Raw genomic sequence first — 18,132 nt, forward strand, 5'->3', positions numbered from 1 at the left:
GTGGCACGAGACTCGGAGAAATCACGAAACTCGGACAAATCCGGGCCAGACCTCCGATCCCCGTGATTTCTCCGACATTCGTGCACGGGTCACGCCGCGCGCAGCCGCACCGTCCAGCTTGTGCGCTCGCGCGGCACGCGGTACTTCTCGGGGAGCGCGGGCCCGACCGAGGCCGAGCCGATGCCCATCTGCGCGTGGTCGATGTTGAGCCACACGCGACCGCTATCCCGAAGTTCACGCAGGTGCGCGGCGCGCTCGAGGTCGAGGGGGGTCCACCGGCGGGCGGTGAAGTCGAAGCCTCCGTCGATGCGGATCCCCCCGATCTCGAGCCAGCGCGTGTCGACGTGGTTGCCGTTCTCCTGCGGCACCTCGTGCGGCGTCTGCATGTCGTCGACCGTACGTGTCCACACGCCGACCTGAGATCCCATGCGCGAGTCGGCATATGTCTCGTCCGGTCCATGCCCGAACCAGGTGGCCTCGTCCGCGGATCCGAGGGAGAACAGCAGCCCGATCCGCGGGATCCAGACGTCGTGGTGCTGATAGGGGGTATCTCCCCACGGACCCACGAAGTCGACCGTCGTCGTGAGCTCGAGCGCCGCGTCGACCCAGCGCCACCTCATCTCCCACTCGGCGGCGTGATTGCGGGTGGCGGCGCCCGTTCGGCCCCGCACGACGAGGCCGTCCGGCCCGGGATCGATCGACATCACCGTGTCGATGAGCCGGTTCTGCCCCACCTGTTGCCACATCCGGGCGAGGTTATTGTTGCCGCCCTGCCCGTGGTCGTTCTCGGTCGGCGCGCGATGTAGGTCGAGCACGGGGCCCGCGATGTCGATCCCGCCGAGAGACACGAGCCGGCCGCCCTCGAAGAGGGCGTCGCCGAGCCGGATCCTGTGGTCCGTTCCTGCGGAGACGGTCCCGAACTGCGGATCCACCCCCGCGGCGCGGTCCGCAGTTTGGGGCCAACTCCGAAGTTCCGGACCGCCCACCACAACAAACTGCCCCCACGCCACAACATGCCCGGCGGGCGCCCATACTTCATCCGCAGCGAGCACGGCCGACACCGTCAGCACGAGGTCGTCGCCCGCGGGCGCGGCCGGCGCGTCAACGACACCAGAGGATCCGGCGTCGACGAGCAGATCGAACGCCCCCGAGGCCACAACCGTCGCCCCGCTCGTCCACCGCCACTCGAACACCACGTCGTCGGTGGGGCGCGAGTGGCGCGTGTTCGTCACCGTGATGACCGAGGAAGTCACAGATATGCCGATCGGGGCATACGCCTTCGCGAGTTCGCGGACCGCAGGCGACGGCGTGCGGTCGGAGAAGAGCAGCCCGTCGAGGTTGAAGCGCCCGCCGTTCGGCTCGTAGTCGATGTCGGATCCGTGAAGGAACCCGCCCTCGGGCCCGCGGAAGCCGTGGTCGATCCACTCCCACACGAAGCCGCCGCAGATGCGGTCGTGCCGGGCCATGATCTCCCAGTAATCGCTGAGCGATCCGGGGCCGTTGCCCATCGCGTGCGCGTACTCGATGAGCAGGAACGGTAGGCCGCGGCGACGCTCATCGAACGGATCCGGCTCGGAGGACGCAGCGTCGAACTCCATGCCGTGCATGCCGACCTTGCGCGACGCGGGCTCCTCGTGCCGCCCGATCTGATCGAGCACCTCGAGCGACGGGTACATCACCGAGTAGAAGTCGCTATCGCGATACGAGGGGTCACGCTCGTAGATGACGGGGCGGGATCCGTCGCGCTCGTCGATATAGGCGCGCAGCTCGGCGAACGCGTCGCCCGTCATCGACTCGTTGGCCATCGACCAGATGACGATGCTCGGGTGGTTCTTGTCTCGCTCGAGGGTGCGACGCATGCGGTCCATGATCGCGTCGCGCCACTCGGGCACCGCGGGCGGGTTCCCCTCCCACCCGGAGTAGATAAACCCGTGCGTCTCGAGGTCGTTCTCGAGCAGCACCCAGAGCCCGTATTCGTCGCAGAGCCGCAAGAAATCGGGGTGCGGCGGATAGTGCGCCGTGCGCACGGCATCGACATTTGCACGTTTCATCAGCTCGATATCGCGGCGCATGTCGTCGAGCGAGAGGGTGCGCCCGCGGTCGGCGTCGTGCTCGTGCCGGTTCACGCCGCGCAGCTTCACGGGGCGCCCGTTGACGCGGAAGACGCCGTCGTCGATCGAGACGCGGCGGAAGCCGACGGCGAGCGAGATCGCCTCGCCCGCCGAGCGCAGCGTCCCGCGATACAGCCGCGGGCTTTCCGCGCTCCACGGATCCACGGATCCGGACCAGGTGTCCCCGGCCGGGATCCGGATCCCGAGCTCGGGGATCTCGACGACGGCCGCGCAGGTCGCGTCGACGCGGAGCGTGCCGACGCCGGTGACGTGGTCGTAGTCGGCGTGCACGAAGTGGTCGTCGATGGACGCTTCGGGCCGCTCGATGAGCTCGACGTCGCGGAAGATGCCGGGCAGCCACCACATGTCTTGGTCTTCGAGATACGTGCCCGCCGAGAATCGGTGCACGCGCACGGCGAGCACGTTGCGGCCGGGCCGCACGGGTGCGTCGAACTCGAAGGGCAGGCGGGATCCGGTGGACCATCCGAGCTCGACCCCGTTGAGCCACACCTTCGCGCACGAGTCGACGCCCTGGAATCGCAACACGGCGTCGCCGAAGTCAGCGGGCACGTCGAACTCGAGGCGGTAGTCGCCCGTGGGGTTCTCGCGCTGTACGTACGGCGGATCGATCGGGATCGGGTAGGCCGTATTCGTGTAGAGCGGCCCCTCGGCGGTGCCGCGCATCGACCGGGCCGCGCCGCCCGCGAGCGGCGTGAATTCCTCGAGCACCCAGTGGCTCGGCACGCGCATCGAGTCCCAGCCGGCAGCGTCGAAGTCGTCAGAAAGGAACGCCTCGCCCGTGCCGGCCGCGGTCGGCGAGAGCCGGAACGCCCACGTGCCGTTAAGCGAGATCGTGCGCGCGTCGGTCACGGCATCGGCGCGCGGGGCACGGCGTCCCTCGCCCGGGGCGAACGACTGCCAATAGTCGCTCACAAGACCTCTTCCCACTCATCCCTCACCGTCGTGGGCGCGGCGCCCAGGGCCTCGATCTCGCCCCACACGGCGTCCGGGATCGCGGCCGCGGCGAGCGCGCGGGCCTCCTCGAGGCGGGCGGGTGAGCTGATCCCGACGACGGTCGAGTCGACGAGCAGCGAGCGCAGCGAGAACTGCAGCGCGACGGCGTTCAGCGCGACGCCGTGGCGCGCGCAGACCTCCTCGGCGCGCGCCGTCCACGCGCGTAGCTCGTCGGTCACGGGCCGGTACGCGTACGAGGTGCCGGCGGCGGATCCCTTCGCCAGCAGGTCGCCGCCGAACGGGGCCGCGTTGAAGACGGTCATGCCGCGGTTCTTCGCCTCGGTCATGAGCCCGGTCGCGCTCTGGTCGACGAGGGTCAGGCGGTTGTGGAGCAGGAGCAGGTCGAAGGCTCCGGTCGCGACGTACTGCGAGACGACGGGCACCTTGCCCGCCGCGATGCCGATGACGTCGGTCGCGCCCGCCTCGCGGAGCGCGACCATCGCCTCGATGGATCCGCCGGGCGCGCTCGCCTCCGCGAACGGGGTGCGGTACGGGTCGTGCAGGTGCAGGTAGCGCACGCGGTCGAGGCCGAGCCTCGTGAGGCTCTCCTCGTACGAGCGGCGCACGCGGTCGCCGTCGAGGATGCCCGTCTCGAGGTCGCGGTCGACCTTCGTGATGAGGCGGCCCGCGGCGTCCTCGCGCTCCTCGGCGCTCAGCTCGCCGAGCGCGATGCCGATGACCTCTTCGGAGCGCCCGTCCGCGTACATGTTCGCGGTGTCGACGAAGTGCCCGGAACGCAGCAGCGCGATCGCGGTTTCGACCGCGGCCGCCTCCTCCGCGGATCCGGGGGTCGTCCCCTGCCCGAGGGGCGAGGTTCCGAGCGTGAGGGGCGTGAGGTCCGGGATGTGCGCGCTGGTCATGTGAATTCTCCGTTGAATCGGCGTGCATATTCATGCAAAGACGAATGCACTCTCATTATGGCACGTGAGCCACGCGTCCAGGCTAGTCAGATGACCGTTCATGTCGCGCCGCCTTGCGCGCACGCGCGCGTTACGGTTGTCTCATTCCATGACACGTCAGATCCGCTTCAACGCCTTCGACATGAACTGCGTCGCGCACCAGGCCTCGGGCATGTGGCGCCACCCGCGGGACCGCTCGCGCGAGTACAACACCATCAAGTACTGGACGGATCTCGCGCAGCTCCTCGAGTCGGGCACCTTCGATGGCCTGTTCATCGCCGACGTGCTCGGCACGTACGACGTGTACGGCGGAACGAACGAGGCGGCCCTCCGCAACGGCGCGCAGGTTCCCGTGAACGACCCGATCCTGCTCGCGAGCGCCATGGCGGCGGTCACCGAGAACCTCGGCTTCGGCATCACCGCCGGCACCGCGTTCGAGCACCCCTACCCCTTCGCGCGCCGCCTGTCGACGCTCGACCACCTCACGAACGGCCGCATCGGCTGGAACGTCGTGACGGGCTACCTACCGAGCGCCGCCCGCAACATGGGTGCGGAAGACCAGATGGAGCACGACGAGCGCTACGACCACGCCGACGAGTACCTCGAGGTGCTCTACAAGCTGTGGGAGGGCTCGTGGGAAGACGACGCCGTCATCGAAGACCGCGAGGCGGGCATCTTCACGGATCCGTCGAAGGTTCACGAGATCGGCCACCACGGCAAGTGGTTCGACGTGCCCGGTATCCACATCTCCGAGCCGTCGCCGCAGCGCACGCCGGTCATCTACCAGGCGGGTGCATCGCCCCGCGGCGTCGCGTTCGCCGCCGGTAACGCCGAGGCGATCTTCGTCGGCGCCCCGTCGACCGAGGTGCTCGCGAAGACCGTGAAGCGGATCCGCGACGGCCTCGAGGCCGCGGGTCGCGACCGTTACGACGCCAAGATCTACACCCTCCTCACGATCGTGACGGGAGCCACGGAGGAGGAGGCCCTCGCGAAGAAGGCCGAGTACGACCAGTACGCCTCGACCGAGGGCGCGCTGGTCTTCACGTCGGGCTGGATGGGCGTCGACCTCTCGACCTACGACTGGGACGAGCCGCTCGGCAACGTCAAATCGAACGCGATCCAGTCGACCCTGCAGCACCTGCAGGAGGAGGCCGACCTCGGCCGCGAGTGGACCGTCGGCGACCTCGCCCGCAAGAACGCGATCGGCGGCCTCGGCCCCACGATCGTCGGATCCGGTGAGCAGATCGCCGACGAACTGCAGCGCTGGCAGGAGGAGGCCGACGTCGACGGCTTCAACCTCGCGTACGCCGTCGCGCACGAGACGTGGGAAGACGTCATCAAGTACGTCATCCCGGTTCTGCGCGAGCGCGGCATCTACCCGACGGAGTACGTGCCCGGCACCCTGCGCCACAAGCTCTCCGGCGAGGGCGACCGCGTGAAGTCGACGCACCGCGCGGCTCAGTACAAGTACAACGCGTAACTAACTCTGCAATTCTCCGCGCGGTCATCTGCAATTCGCAGATGACCGCGCGGAGAATTGCAGTTTTGCGCGGGTTAGAGCCCGACCTCGCCCACGATCGTGGTGTTCGTCGCGCCGCCGACCCACACCTCGTCGCCGATCCGGCGCACGCTCACGCGGCCGCGGCGGCCGAGCGCGGTGCCCTGGCTCGCGACGTATTCGTCGGGCAGCTTCGTGCCCGCGAGCCACTGGCCGAGGGCGGCGTTGAGCGATCCGGTCACCGGATCCTCGAACACCCCCTGCTCCGGGCGGCAGAACGCGCGCACCTCGATCGCGCACTCGCCGTCGGCGTAGGCGCCGACGACGCCGATCTTCGTCGGGAGCGCCGCCTGGTCGGGGCGCAGCGCGAGCACGCTCGCGGCGTCGGCGAGCTGGATCCCGAGCCATCCCGGCCCGTTGTCGCACCATTCCGCGTCGATCACGTCGGCGCGCGCGACGCCGAGGGCGGCGGCCGCCTCGGCGACGACGCTCTCGTCGACGGCGCCGGCGCGGATCCGCTCGGGCGCACGGAACGAGAGCCCGCCGGCGCCGCGGCGGATCGTGACGAGCCCGATCGCGCACTCCTGGATCACCTCGTCGCCCGCGGATCCGCCGGCCTCGATCCACGCGTGCGCGGATCCGAGCGTCGGGTGGCCCGCGAAGGGCAGCTCGCCGCCCGGGGTGAAGATGCGCAGGCGGTAGTCGGCGGCCGGATCCGTCGGCGACAGGAGGAAGGTGGTCTCGGAAAGGTTCGTCCAGCGGGCGAACGCCGCCATCTGGTCTTCCGTGAGGCCGTCGGCGTCGTGGACGACGGCGACGGGGTTACCGAGCAGCGGCTCGGAGCTGAATACATCGACTTGGCGGAAGGTGCGCGTCATCCCCCGACGCTACCAAGTCATCAATTCTCCGCGCGGTCGTATGCGATTCGCATACGACCGCGCGGAGAATTGCAGATTTAGCCCGCCGCCCGCCCCATGCGCCAGTAGCCCGAGAACGTGATGAAGTCCTTCGGCACGGCGCGTTCCTTCACAAGGTAGCGGCGCGCGCCCGCGGCGAGCGCCTGCTCCCCCACCGCGAACGCGTACGGCGTGCCCGTGAACTGCAGTTCACGAAGCTTCGGCAGGGCCGCAGATCCGGGGTTGCCCTCGCGGGTCAGCCAGTGGATCTCCATGCCCGCGGGTGCGTCGATGTCCTGCCGGTCGCGCTCGTCGAACAGCTCGATGACCGCGTGACCGACGGCGTCGCGCGGCATGTCGCGCAGGATCCCGAGGGCGGCGGGCAGCGCGCTCTCGTCGGCCACGATAAGGTTCGAGTCGGCGGGCTTCCCGAGCCAGCCACAGCCCTGGTCGATGAACGCGACGGGATCGCCGGCGGCGGCCGAGGCCGCCCACGGCCCCGCGACGCCCTCGGTGCCGTGCGATACGAAGTCGATATCGAGCTCGTCGCCGCGGAAGTCGCGCACCGTATAGTTGCGCACGACGGGGCGGTGCCCCTTGGGGATCCGCAGGTACGAGAGGTACCCGCCGATGCCGAACTTCTGCGGCATGCGCGAGAGGTCGGCGTCGGCCGTCACCGGCAGGGCCAGCCGGAACCACTGGTCGAAACCGCGGTACGTGAAGCGCCGCAGGTCTTCGCCGCCGAGGGTGACGCGCACCATGTTCGGCGTGACGCGTGCACTCCGCACGACCTCGGCGTGAACCAGGCCCGACTCGGCGTGCGTGACAGTGATGTTCGACACAGCCCTCCCCCTTTTCAGGTAAGGCTACCCTAAAGCGGCGCGCGGATCAGCCGAGCGCGCGCTCGACCGCGTCGCCGATCCAGTCGGCGAGCAGGTCGTCATCCGGATCCGTCAGCGCCGCAAACGGCACCGAGCGCCCGCTCGCGAGCGCGAGCCGGTGCGCACCCTGCTGCAGCGCGACCTCGAGCGCCTCGCCGCCGCCCATCGGGAAGAACACCTCGTCGCCCGAGACTCCGACAGCCATCTTGCCGTTAACCATGAACGCGAGCGAGCCCATCATGCGCTTCTCGTCGACGTCGCCCATGACCTCGATGATCGCGCGCACGCGATCGGCAAGCTCGGGGTTGTACGCCATGCCCCCATTATCCGCGTTCCGGTCGCGCAATCTGCGCTTCCCCGCGCCGGGGAACAGCAGATTGCGCGACCGGAACCGAGTGGCCGCCGGGTAGGAGGCGGCGACCGGGACAGCGACGGGCGGGGTTACTCCCCCGCCGAGCCGGCGTCGGTCGTCGAGACGTCAGCGCGGGCGAAGCGCAGGTGCGAGCGGCTCGCGGTCGGGCCGCGCTGACCCTGGTAACGGTTGCCGTACGCGCCGTAAGTCTTCTCGGCCGGCGACGAGAGGCGGAAGAAGCAGAGCTGACCGATCTTCATGCCCGGCCACAACTTGATCGGCAGCGTCGCCATGTTCGACAGCTCGAGCGTCACGTGCCCCGAGAATCCGGGGTCGATGAAGCCCGCCGTCGAGTGCGTCAGCAGGCCCAGGCGGCCGAGCGATGACTTGCCCTCGAGGCGCGCAGCGACGTCGTCGGGCAGCGTGACCTTCTCGAATGTGCTCGCGAGCACGAACTCGCCGGGGTGCAGCACGAACGCCTCGTCGGGCTCGACCTCAATGAGGTGCGTCAGATCGGGCTGATCCTCGGCCGGGTCGATGAACGGGTACTTGTGGTTGCTGAACAACCGGAAGTAGCGGTCGATGCGCACGTCGACGCTCGACGGCTGCACCATCGCGCGATCAAGCGGATCCAGCCCGATCCGTTCGGCATCGAGCTCGGCATGAATATCGCGGTCGGAGAGCAGCACGTAATGATTCTACGGGCGCCACTCCGAAAGCACCGCACGGTTGACTTCCGCCTGCGGGTTCGCAATCCTGGCCACGCACTGACGAGAACGAAAGGAAATACGATGACTAGCCAGACCCATACAAAGAAGAAGTTCACACAGAAGCTCGCCAGCGTCGCGTTCGCGGCCGCTCTGATCATTGGCGGCAGCGTCGCCACGAGTTCCGCCGCTCACGCGGCCCCGACCACCTCTGCCAACGGAAACACGGCCATCGGCGGCTACACTGCCTCCGACAAGTTCTGGGGCACCGGAGCGACGCGGTACTTTACGGTCTGCTCTAAGGCTGTCTCCGCCAAGAAGGCACACGTGATCAAGAGCGGCGGCACTAACGTGAAGTCGTCGTGTGCCCGGGGCGTCGGCGCAAACGATCGCAACCTCTGGTACGGCGTCGTCACCTGGCACCAATCGTAAAAACTCTCTGGCGGATCCCGCAAGTCGTCCGCGCTTGCCGGGCACGATGGCGCCGCGGATTCCCGGGAATTTCCCGAGGATCCGCGGCGTCGTCTCTCGTTAGGCGTCCGAGCGCGCGCGGCGCCGGATCACCAGGATCCCCGCGCCCGCAACGAGCGCCGCGAGCGCGATCGCGGTCGGCACGGGCGTGGATCCGCCGGTCGGGTTCAACCCGTCCTGCTCTTCGGCGCCGTCGCCCGGATCCGCGTTGGATCCGCCATCGGTGTCGCCCTCGGATCCGCCCTGCGATCCGTCCTCGGAGTCCGCACCGTCGTCGGATCCAGCGCCGTCGTCGGAACCGCCATCGGTGTCACCCTCGGGTCCACCCTGCGAACCGTCCTCCGAATCCGCACCATCGTCGGAACCACCATCGGTGTCACCCTCGGACCCGCCCTGCGAACCGCCCTCGGAGTCGGCGCCGTCGTCGGAGCCACCATCGGTATCGCCCTCGGGTCCACCCTGCGAACCGTCCTCCGAATCCGCACCATCGTCGGAACCACCATCGGTGTCACCCTCGGACCCGCCCTGCGAACCGCCCTCGGAGTCCGCACCATCGTCGGGTCCGGCGCCGTCGTCGGAACCGTCCTCCGAATCGGCACCACCGTCGGAACCGGCACCGTCATCGGAACCACCATCGGTGTCACCCTCGGAACCCTGCGATCCGTCGTCAGAGCCACCCTGCGACGCGTCATCGGAGTCCCCCTGCGCCCCCTCGTCAGAGCCACCATCGTCCCCGCCATCAACCTCCGGCGCGTCCTCCACGAGCACTGCAACGGTACGCGCCGGCACACTCACCGTCCCCGTCGAGGCGTCGTAGCTCGTCGAGCGCACGACGTCGTCCGCGCCGTCCTGCTGCGCCTGCGTCAGGTGGAACTCGCGCCCCTCGAGGCCGGCGACCTGCTCGGTGATAGCGTCGGGGCTGGCATTGAAGACGACGAGCGCGCCGTCGAACTCCTCCGAGAACGACTCGCCCTTCTGGTCGTCGATGAGCATCGCGATCACGCCGGGGGCCTCGTCCGGCCCGCTGTTCGGGAACGATACCTTCTCGGTTATCAGCTCCGCGCTGCCGAGCCGCAGCAGGTCGACCTCGTTACGGATCCGCAAGAGATCCATCGCCGACGATTCCGCGGTCGCGATCGCGTCGGCGTCGGGCTTCAGCGCCGGATCCGCCAGGAGCGGCCCCATGATGTCCCACTTCTCGCTGTTATCGGCGGCAGGCGGCAGGCCTGATCCGAAGGTCGACTCCTGGCCCGACCAATCGATGCGGTTGAACCAGTCGCCCGAATCGTAGCTGTTGCGGTCGAGCGACTTCGAGCGCAGCAGCTCGGTGCCGGCGTGCCAGAACGGCACGCCCTGCGACAGCGTCACGGTCGCCTGCGAGAGCGTGTTCATGCGCACGCGATCGGCCATCGACGTGTCGACGGGCAGCTTCAGCACGCCGATGTCATAGAGGGTCTCGTTGTCGTGAGCGTCGACGTAGTTGATGACCTCGTCGGGCTCGTCGGCGTAGCCCGCGGGCGCGCCGCGGTAGTCGATGTCTTCGCCGCGCGTCATCTCGCCGTCGGAGGTGACGAACGTGTAGTCGCGCAGGTTACCCACGAGGCCGAGCCGCACAAGGTCGGTCTGGTGCGCGAGGTCGGCGAGCGCCTCCTCGTCGGTGCCGTTCGACGGATCCCCGTTCGGATCCGTGCCGAGCCCGGTTCCGAAGCCCTGCACCCGCGTCGACGACGAGTCGACGGGGCTGCCGCCGTGCACGGCGTCGCGAAGGCGGTCGTTGAAGGTCGCGATGCCCGTGCCGCCGAGCTGGCCCTGAGTGGCCTGCTCGAAGAGCGCGTTATCGGCGACCTCGCCGAAGTTCCAGCCCTCGCCGTAGAGGAAGATGCCGGATCCGTCGACGCCGTCGTCTTCGAGCGTCAGCTCGTCGAGCGCGGCGCGCACATCGAGCATGTTCTCGCGCGAGTGGTGCCCCATGAGGTCGAAGCGGAAGCCGTCGACGTGGTATTCCTTCGCCCACCAGACGACCGCGTCGACCATGAGCTTTCCCGCGAGGGCGTGCTCGGTGGCGACGTTATCGCAGCAGGTCGACGTCTCGACGACGCCCTTCGCGTCGAGGCGGTGGTAGTAGCCGGGCACGACCTTGTCGAGCACGCTGCGCTCGGCCTGGCCGGATGCCGCGGTGTGGTTGTAGACCTGGTCGAGGATCACCTCGAGGCCGGTGTCGTGCAGTGCGCCCACCATCGTGCGGAACTCCGCGACGCGGGATCCGCCCTCGGGATCCGTCGCATACGAGCCCTCGGGCGCGAAGAAGTGGTACGGGTCGTAGCCCCAGTTGAAGCCGTCGCCGGCCGCGATCTCGGCGACGCAGGCCTGCTGCTCGTCGGAATCGGGGGCCATCTGCTCGAGGTCGCACTCGGTGCGGGCCTGCGCCGCACGGTCCTCCTCGATCGTGGCGATGTCGAACGATGGCAGCAGGTGCACGCTGGTGATGCCCGCGTCGGCGAGTTCCTGCAGCTGGCGGGTGCCGTCGCTGTCCTCGGCGAAGGCGAGGTAGGTTCCCCGCGCGGCCTCGGGCACGGTCTCGTCCGAGATCGAGAAGTCGCGAATGTGGAGCTCGTAGATGGCACGGTCAACCGACCGCTCCACCTCCGGCGCCTCCGCCTCGCGCCATAGCTCGGGTTGCAGCGACGCGTCCGAGAGGTCGACGACGACCGATCGCTCGGAGTTCGTCGTCAGCGCGGCGGCATACGGATCCGTCACGAGGTTCGTCTCGATCTTGCCGGTGTCGTGCGCATAGACGCGCACCTCCCACAGGTACTCGTCACCCACGGCGACGCCATCGGGGGTTTCGACCGCCCACGCGCCGGAGGCATCATCTCGCACGGCCTCGTGGCGGGCCGGATCCGCAGACCCCTCGCCCCACGTGAGCAGGGTGACGCTCTGCGCCGTCGGCGCCCACAGTCGGAACGTCGGCTGCTCATCGTCGAACGTCAGGCCGAGCTCGGCGTCCGCAGCCTCGTCGGCATAGAGGTCATCGAGCACGCCCGGCAGCTGCACGCCCGTGAGGGCGACGAGCGTGCCGTCGGCGTCGTACTCCGCGACGGCCAGCTGGCCGCGCAGGAGGTCGGCGACGCCGTCACCCGCGTCGACGCGCAGGGCGGTGGATCCGCCGAGCGCGGGGAACCGCGCGAGCTGAGCGTCGGTCAGCCCGCCGTCGACGAGCGTCAGTTCGGTCGCGGATCCGCCCGACACGGCACCCTCGTCGAGAGCGATCTGCGCGTCGTCGCTCGCGAGGAGCTCCCACCGCGCGCCCTCGTCGTCGGTTCCGAAGCCGGCGGGCCAGGCGAACGTCTGTTCGTCGATCCAGTGCGCCCTCAGCTCGCCGAAGCCCGCGACAGCGGGACCCTCGGCGGCGATCTCGAGCATGTGCGTCTCGAGGGTGTAGCGGAACGCGACGGGCTCGCCGTCGGCCACCGAGAAGGCGTAGTTCGCGCCGTCCAGCGCGCCATCCACGCCGTAGTTTTCGGTCCAGCTCAGCCCGTGAGCAACCTTCCCCTCGTAGCTTCCGGCGGGGATCCGGTCGGTCGTGAACTCGTACACGCCATCGTGGTCGCCGTCATGCATGAGCGTCGCGAGGCAGGCGGGATCCCAGTCGCCGCCGCAGCCCAGCGCCTGCTGGAAGCTGCCGGGGATCGTGATGATCGGCCCGTCGGCGCTCGACTGCACGACGTGGCTGCGCGGGTCGAAGTAGAACGTGATGGGGCCGCCGTCGTGCGAGTAGGTGACGTTCGCGCCGTCCTTCTCGCCGTTCGCGCCGTAGTTCACGGCCCAGGCACCGTCGATCGCGGCCTTGTACTCGTAGTCGCCCGCGGGCAGGTCGAAGGTGCCCTCGTAGATTCCGTCGGAACGCAGCGTGAGCATGGCCGCCTCGCAGGCCGGATCCCAGTCGCTCACGCAACCCATCTCGGTGTTGTGATCGCCCGGGATCGAGACCGAGCCGATCTCCTCCTCGCCGTCGTCCGGCGCCTCGTCGAGGTTCACGGCGTTGCCGACGGACGCGTACGTCGACGCGCCGGTGACGGATCCGTCGGCCGTCTTCGCGACGGCGCGGTACTCGATGAGGGTGCCGACGGGAAGGTCGCGGACGTCGTGGAAGACGCGCGGGGTCGCGTCCTCGGCGACGCCGAGCGGGGTCCACTCTTCCGAGCCGACGACGCGCCACGCGAAGCTCGTCTCGGCCCACGCGGTCGCGCCGAGGTCGGCCGAGATCGGGGCGAGGCCCTCGAGCGCGGCGCCGGCCGCGGGAGCCGCGACCTGCAGATCGAGAGCCGCCGATGCGACGGTGGCGTCAGCGCGGTAGACGACGGCGCCGAGCGCCGGAACCGTGACGGTGACGGATCCGTCGGTCGCCGATTCGAGGGCGGCATCCGTGCCGTAGAGCGGCGCGTAGCCGGCGCCGGGCGTCAGCGCCGTGAACGTCACGGTCTGCTCGGAGGCGCTGTTGTTTACGGCGACGAGGTGCTCGATCTTCTCGTCCCGATCGACGCGCGAGAAGGCGTAGACGCCCGCGCCGTTCTCGGCGTAAAGCTCGATCTGCGCGCCGTCGGTGAGCGCGGCGCTGCCCGCCCGCAACGCGGCGAGCGCCGAGATGTGCTCGTAGAGCGGGGCGGTCTCGTCGAAGCGGTCGACGGATCCGGCATTCTCGCCCGTGAGGAGCGGCTGGTTCGCGTATTCGTCGACCTCGGTCGCGAACATGTCCTGGCGCGCGTCCTTGTCGCCGCCCGTTCCGGCGAAGCCCTGCTCGTCGCCGTAGTAGACGACGGGCTGGCCGCGCGTGAGGTACATCAGATCGTGAGCGAGCTCGGTGCGAGCGAGGCTGTCGTCGGCGTTCTGCAGGAACGAGCCGACGCGGCCCATGTCGTGGTTGCCGAGGAACGTCGGTAGCGCCTGCGCCGAGGTCGTCGGGGTCGTGTAGTAGTCGTCGCCGGCGAACAGCGCCGCCAGGCCGCGCGCGGAGTTGCCGCCCGCGTAGCTCACGGCCGAGCTCTGGAACGTGAAGTCGAGCACCGAGCTCATGTCGGTGTCGCGCACGTACGGCGAGAGCTTGACCGGGTCGGCGTCGTATACCTCGCCGAACATGAAGAAGTCGTCTTTGCCCTGCGACTTGGCGTAGTCGGAGACCTCGGTGGTCCACTGCTCCCAGAACTCGAAGTTCACGTGCTTGACGGTGTCGATGCGGAAGCCGTCGATACCGAAGTCGACCCAGTCCTTGTATACGGCGACGAATCCGTCGACGACCGCCGGGTTCTCGGTCATGAGGTCGTCGAGGCCCGAGAAGTCGCCGTAGGTGACCGATTCGCCTGTCCACGTGCTGTCGCCGCGGTTGTGATAGAGCGTCGGGTCGTTCAGCCACTCGGGCGTCTTCGCGTTCGCGTTGGTGACGACGGGCGTGTACGGGAAGGACGTCGAAGCGTCGAGCGCCGGGAAGGTGCCGGTGCCGGCGTAGTCGGCGGGGTCGAACGCGTTTCCGTCCGCGTCGAGGTACGGCGACGTCGCCTGGTCGACGTAGCCGTACTCGCCCTCGGCGTAGTCGATGACGTCGGCCGTGTGGTTGGTGATGATGTCGAAGTACACCTTGATGTCACGGGCGTGCGCTTCGTCGATGAGCGCCTTGAGCTCGTCGTTCGTGCCGAGGTGCGGGTCGATGCGGGTGAAGTCGGTCACCCAATAGCCGTGGTAGCCGGCGCTTGCGTCGTCGCCGGCGCCCTGCACGGGCTGGTTGGCGAAGCTCGGCGTCAGCCAGAGCGCGGTCGTGCCGAGGCCGTCGATGTAGTCGAGGTTTTCGCGCAGGCCGGCGATGTCACCGCCGTGGAAGAAGCCCTTGTCGGTCGGGTCGAAGCCGTGATCGAGCCGGCCGCCCTCGATCCCCGCGGTGTCGTTGCTCGTGTCACCGTTCGCGAAGCGGTCGGTCATCACGAAGTAGAAAGTCTCGTCGGATCCCGGCTCGCGCGCCGGATCCGCGACGAGCGCCGCGTCGGCGGATCCGTCGTCGAGGCTCAGCACCTCGACGCCCGCGCGGTGGGTCTCGTCGTTGTAGACGAAGCGCAGCTGCGCGGGGCCGGCGATCCGCAGCGGGATGTTGTCGGCGCCGCCGTCGAGGCCGTATGCCTCGTCCCAGCCGCCGTCGACCGCGACCTTGTACTCGTAGTCGCCCGCCGGCACCTCAAACTCCGCCGCGTAGACGTTCGCCTCGTCCGTCGGGGCGAGGGCCGTCGCCGCGCAATCGGGCGCCCAATCGGATCCGCAGCCCAGCTCATCTTGCAGGCTGCCGGTGACCACGAAGGTGCGATCGGCGGCGGCCGCGGGTTGCTGTGGGATGAGCGCCGGCGCACCCACGACGGCGATCGCGGTGAGGGCCGCGAAGGCCGTGCGTGCGGTGCGGGCGGATCCGTCGCGGCGCGCGGGCGTGCGAGGTTCAGATGACATCGTCGTCACGTCTTCTCCAGGAAGCTGTGGGCCGGGGCCCTCGGGTGAGTGTCGTCACAGTAACAGCGCGGCGCGCGATACTGCAAACGTTTCCATTTTCCATTGGCAACTCGCCTCCGCGGCACGGCGGCACGCAGGGTCCGAGAAGGTTGATATTTCCGGCGATATGGAGGCACGAGCATCGGGCCGTCGACCTTCTCGCACCACGCGAGGTGTCACGTTAATGGAAACGCTTCCACTCAAGTGGCGGGCAGATCGTTCACGTGGCGAACTCGCCGAGGTGCGACAGCATCCGCCTCCATGAGAGCCCGGACTCAACGCGCCGACACACGTCTCACTCAAGACGGTGGGTAACCGGTAAGTTTGGTCATCGCGCAGGCAACCGCTACGCTGGGATCACCTCGTTCGACCGCGAAATCACGCGGCAGAACGATCATGGGGCTGTAGTTCAATGGTAGAACTTCTGCTTCCCAAGCAGACAGCGCGGGTTCGATTCCCGTCAGCCCCTCCGAACCGATAGCGTGGAACTCCCGACGGAGAGGGTTCTCATGCTTGTCACGAAACTGATCGCCGGCGCGGGTATCGCGCTTTTTGTCATCGCAGGATCCGCGGGGTGCGCCGCGAACGATAAGGCGGCACCGACATCGCTCACGATCGACGACACCGCGGGAGTTCTGAACGCGGAGAAGCTGAACGACGTCATCGGTGAACTCGAGTTCCGCGAACCGACGGACGTCGCGATCTACACCCGCACGGGCGAGTACAGCGACAACATCAACCGCGAGACGCTCGACTACGCCCGCGAGGTGCATCCCGAGTGGATCTCCGACGACCCCGACGACTACGGAGACTACTGGTCCGATGGGCTCTTCATCATCACCCTCTCGGTGGAAGACGACGGGCACGGCCAGATCGGCACCTACTTCGGCGAAGACCGCAAGGTCAGCGAGAGCCGCATGGAGACGATGCACGCCGCCGGCACCGACAACTTCCGCCTGGCCAGTTGGACCGATGGCGTGATCGATGTCGCCGAGAGCGGCGCCGAACTCATCGGCGCCCCGCCCATCTCCGCCGGCGGCTGGGCCGCGATCGGGATCGGTGGCGTCGGCGGCGCCGGTGCCGTCACCGGCATCACGCTCGCCGTGCGTCGCAGCCGTCGCGAGGCGTTCGCGCGGGCGCTAGACAAGGGATCCGAACACCTCACCCAGGTCGCGATGGACCTGCAGGAGACCGAGATCGCCGCGACAACCTTCCCGAGCGGATCCCGCTACGCAGCCGAACTCGAGAAGAAGTTCAACGAGTTCCTCGACCTGTACAAGGCCTCCGACGCCGAGCGCGACCAGCTTCGTGGTCTCGACAAGAAGCAGCGCTCCCAGACCGTCAACGTCACCCGCGCGAAGACCTTCCAGGCGAACGCCCAGAAGCTCGACGCCATCGACGATGCGATCAGCGCCGCGTCGGCTCTGTACCGCCGCTCCCCCGCGTGGCAGCGCGCGTGGGCGGCGCAGACGAAACCGTTCCTCGACGATCTCTCGGCTCTCCCCGAGATCGTCGAGGACGCCGAGAATGAGCTCGCCGCGCCCGCGGTGGCGCTCACATCATACGGCGAACAGGCGCGCGCAACCGTCGAGCGTCTCGGCGCGGATCTGGCCACCGAGGCGATCTCGGTGGACGATGCTCTCGACCGCCTCCGTGAGATGCGCGCCGAGCTCACGAGCAAGCTCGAGGCGTTCTCCGAGGCGCAGATCGCCGCCTTCGCGAAGGACGAGAGCGAGGCGGACGAGATGCGCGAAGAGATGCGCAAGTCGCGGAGGGGCTCGGCGCGCGCGGGCGGATCCATTCTCGACCTCACCTACGGCTACAGCTATTTCTGGCACGTGGCCGACTATCACGCGGGCTACCGCGCGGGGACGCAGTCCGTCGAGAGCTCTCGGGCCGCTGCGAGCAGTAGCAGCAGCGGTATCTCGTCGGGTTACGGCGGCGGCACGAGCTTCTCCGGATCCGGCGGATCCAGCCGCTTCTAGCGCGCCCAGGTGCGCAACGCCCCTAGGCTGGCTCTATGCGCACGATCCTGGTGACCGGATTTGAACCCTTCGGCGGCGACGCAGGCAACCCGTCCGGCGACGCCGTGCGCGCCCTTGCGGAGCGCTGGGACGGCCCGGATCGTCTTGAGACCGCGATCCTCCCCGTCGAGTTCGATGCGGCAGCGCGCGAGATCCGCGCACGGATCCGCGAGCTACGCCCCGACGTCGTCATCGCGACCGGCGTCGCGGGCGGGCGCACGGCGGTGACGCCGGAGCGCGTCGCGATCAACCTGCGCGATGCGCGGATCCCCGATAACGGCGGCGCGCAGCCCATCGACGAGCCGAGCCTCGGCGGCGGCCCGGCGGCATACTTCAGCACGCTGCCGGTAAAGCGCATCGCGAGCGCGATCGGCGGATCCGTCTCCCACTCGGCAGGCACGTTCGTCTGCAACGACACCATGTACGCCGTTCTCGACGAGACCCACGGATCCGCCGTGCGGGCCGGGTTCATCCACGTGCCGTGGTCGGACGAGCTGGCCCCGGAGGGGCAGCCGTCGCTCCCCGCCCGGACGATCGTCGGCGCACTCGAGACCGCCATCCGCATCGCCCTCGTCGCCGACGGCGACCTGCAGACGAGCGCCGGATCCATCAGCTAGCGCTCCGTAAACGGGCTCTTCGCGTTTGAGGGTGTAGCGCGAGGCTGGATGCGCGGGCGGCGTGGCGGTCGCCGCAATGAGGTCGAGGTCTTCCGAAGATGGAAGTTCCTACACTCGCCCATCCGAAAGACCTCGACGTG

General features: G+C 68.7%; 11 protein-coding genes and 1 tRNA gene. 5 read left to right on the plus strand and 7 right to left on the minus strand.

Going from position 1 to position 18,132, the window contains the following annotated elements:
* Positions 1 to 89: 89 nt before the first annotated feature.
* Both DTO57_RS11380 and DTO57_RS11385 read right to left on the minus strand, forming a co-directional pair.
* Positions 90 to 3,044: a glycoside hydrolase family 2 TIM barrel-domain containing protein gene (locus DTO57_RS11380; protein ID WP_114118338.1), complete on the minus strand. Its 2,955-nt coding sequence runs from the start codon at positions 3,042 to 3,044 to the stop codon at positions 90 to 92.
* A complete protein-coding gene (locus DTO57_RS11385) occupies positions 3,041 to 3,985 on the minus strand; it encodes an aldo/keto reductase (RefSeq protein ID WP_114118339.1) in 945 nt (314 codons plus the stop codon). The genes DTO57_RS11380 and DTO57_RS11385 overlap by 4 nt, the downstream gene beginning before the upstream one ends.
* A 148-nt stretch (positions 3,986 to 4,133) precedes the next feature.
* Here DTO57_RS11385 and DTO57_RS11390 point away from each other — a divergent pair, with 148 nt between their 5' ends.
* Entirely contained in the window at positions 4,134 to 5,504 is a 1,371-nt protein-coding gene (locus tag DTO57_RS11390) for an LLM class flavin-dependent oxidoreductase (protein ID WP_114118340.1), read from the plus strand.
* A 74-nt stretch (positions 5,505 to 5,578) separates the two neighbouring features.
* On the opposite strand, the gene DTO57_RS11395 is transcribed toward DTO57_RS11390, so the two are convergent.
* The 4 genes from DTO57_RS11395 to dcd all read right to left on the minus strand — a co-directional run bounded on the left by DTO57_RS11395 (position 5,579) and on the right by dcd (position 8,340).
* Complete coding sequence (locus DTO57_RS11395; protein ID WP_114118341.1) at positions 5,579 to 6,400, minus strand: PhzF family phenazine biosynthesis protein; 822 nt, start codon at positions 6,398 to 6,400, stop codon at positions 5,579 to 5,581.
* Between the two features lie 77 nt (positions 6,401 to 6,477).
* Positions 6,478 to 7,260 (minus strand): siderophore-interacting protein, encoded by a 783-nt coding sequence (locus DTO57_RS11400; protein ID WP_114118342.1) that lies wholly within the window; start codon positions 7,258 to 7,260, stop codon positions 6,478 to 6,480.
* Positions 7,261 to 7,306: 46 nt separating this feature from the next.
* Entirely contained in the window at positions 7,307 to 7,615 is a 309-nt protein-coding gene (locus DTO57_RS11405; protein WP_114118343.1) for a TfoX/Sxy family protein, read from the minus strand.
* A gap of 125 nt (positions 7,616 to 7,740) precedes the next feature.
* Positions 7,741 to 8,340: a dCTP deaminase gene (gene dcd, locus DTO57_RS11410; protein ID WP_114118344.1), complete on the minus strand. Its 600-nt coding sequence runs from the start codon at positions 8,338 to 8,340 to the stop codon at positions 7,741 to 7,743.
* A 102-nt stretch (positions 8,341 to 8,442) separates the two neighbouring features.
* Between dcd and DTO57_RS11415 the strand changes: the two genes are divergently transcribed.
* Positions 8,443 to 8,790, plus strand: a complete 348-nt coding sequence (locus DTO57_RS11415; RefSeq protein ID WP_114118345.1) for a hypothetical protein — start codon at positions 8,443 to 8,445, stop codon at positions 8,788 to 8,790.
* 99 nt (positions 8,791 to 8,889) lie between these two features.
* Here DTO57_RS11415 and pulA read toward each other — a convergent pair whose 3' ends face one another.
* Positions 8,890 to 15,312: a pullulanase-type alpha-1,6-glucosidase gene (gene pulA / locus DTO57_RS11420; protein ID WP_222843262.1), complete on the minus strand. Its 6,423-nt coding sequence runs from the start codon at positions 15,310 to 15,312 to the stop codon at positions 8,890 to 8,892.
* Between the two features lie 437 nt (positions 15,313 to 15,749).
* On the opposite strand from pulA, the gene DTO57_RS11425 reads away from it, so the two are divergent.
* From DTO57_RS11425 to pcp, 3 genes are all read left to right on the plus strand, one after another.
* A tRNA-Gly gene (locus DTO57_RS11425) sits at positions 15,750 to 15,820 on the plus strand.
* Positions 15,821 to 15,860: 40 nt separating this feature from the next.
* Positions 15,861 to 17,336: a DUF5129 domain-containing protein gene (locus DTO57_RS11430; protein ID WP_114118346.1), complete on the plus strand. Its 1,476-nt coding sequence runs from the start codon at positions 15,861 to 15,863 to the stop codon at positions 17,334 to 17,336.
* Between the two features lie 35 nt (positions 17,337 to 17,371).
* Entirely contained in the window at positions 17,372 to 17,992 is a 621-nt protein-coding gene (gene pcp, locus DTO57_RS11435; protein ID WP_187346619.1) for a pyroglutamyl-peptidase I, read from the plus strand.
* The last annotated feature ends 140 nt before the right edge of the window (positions 17,993 to 18,132 follow it).

The organism is Microbacterium sorbitolivorans, from assembly GCF_003327285.1.
GTDB lineage: Bacteria > Actinomycetota > Actinomycetes > Actinomycetales > Microbacteriaceae > Microbacterium > Microbacterium sorbitolivorans.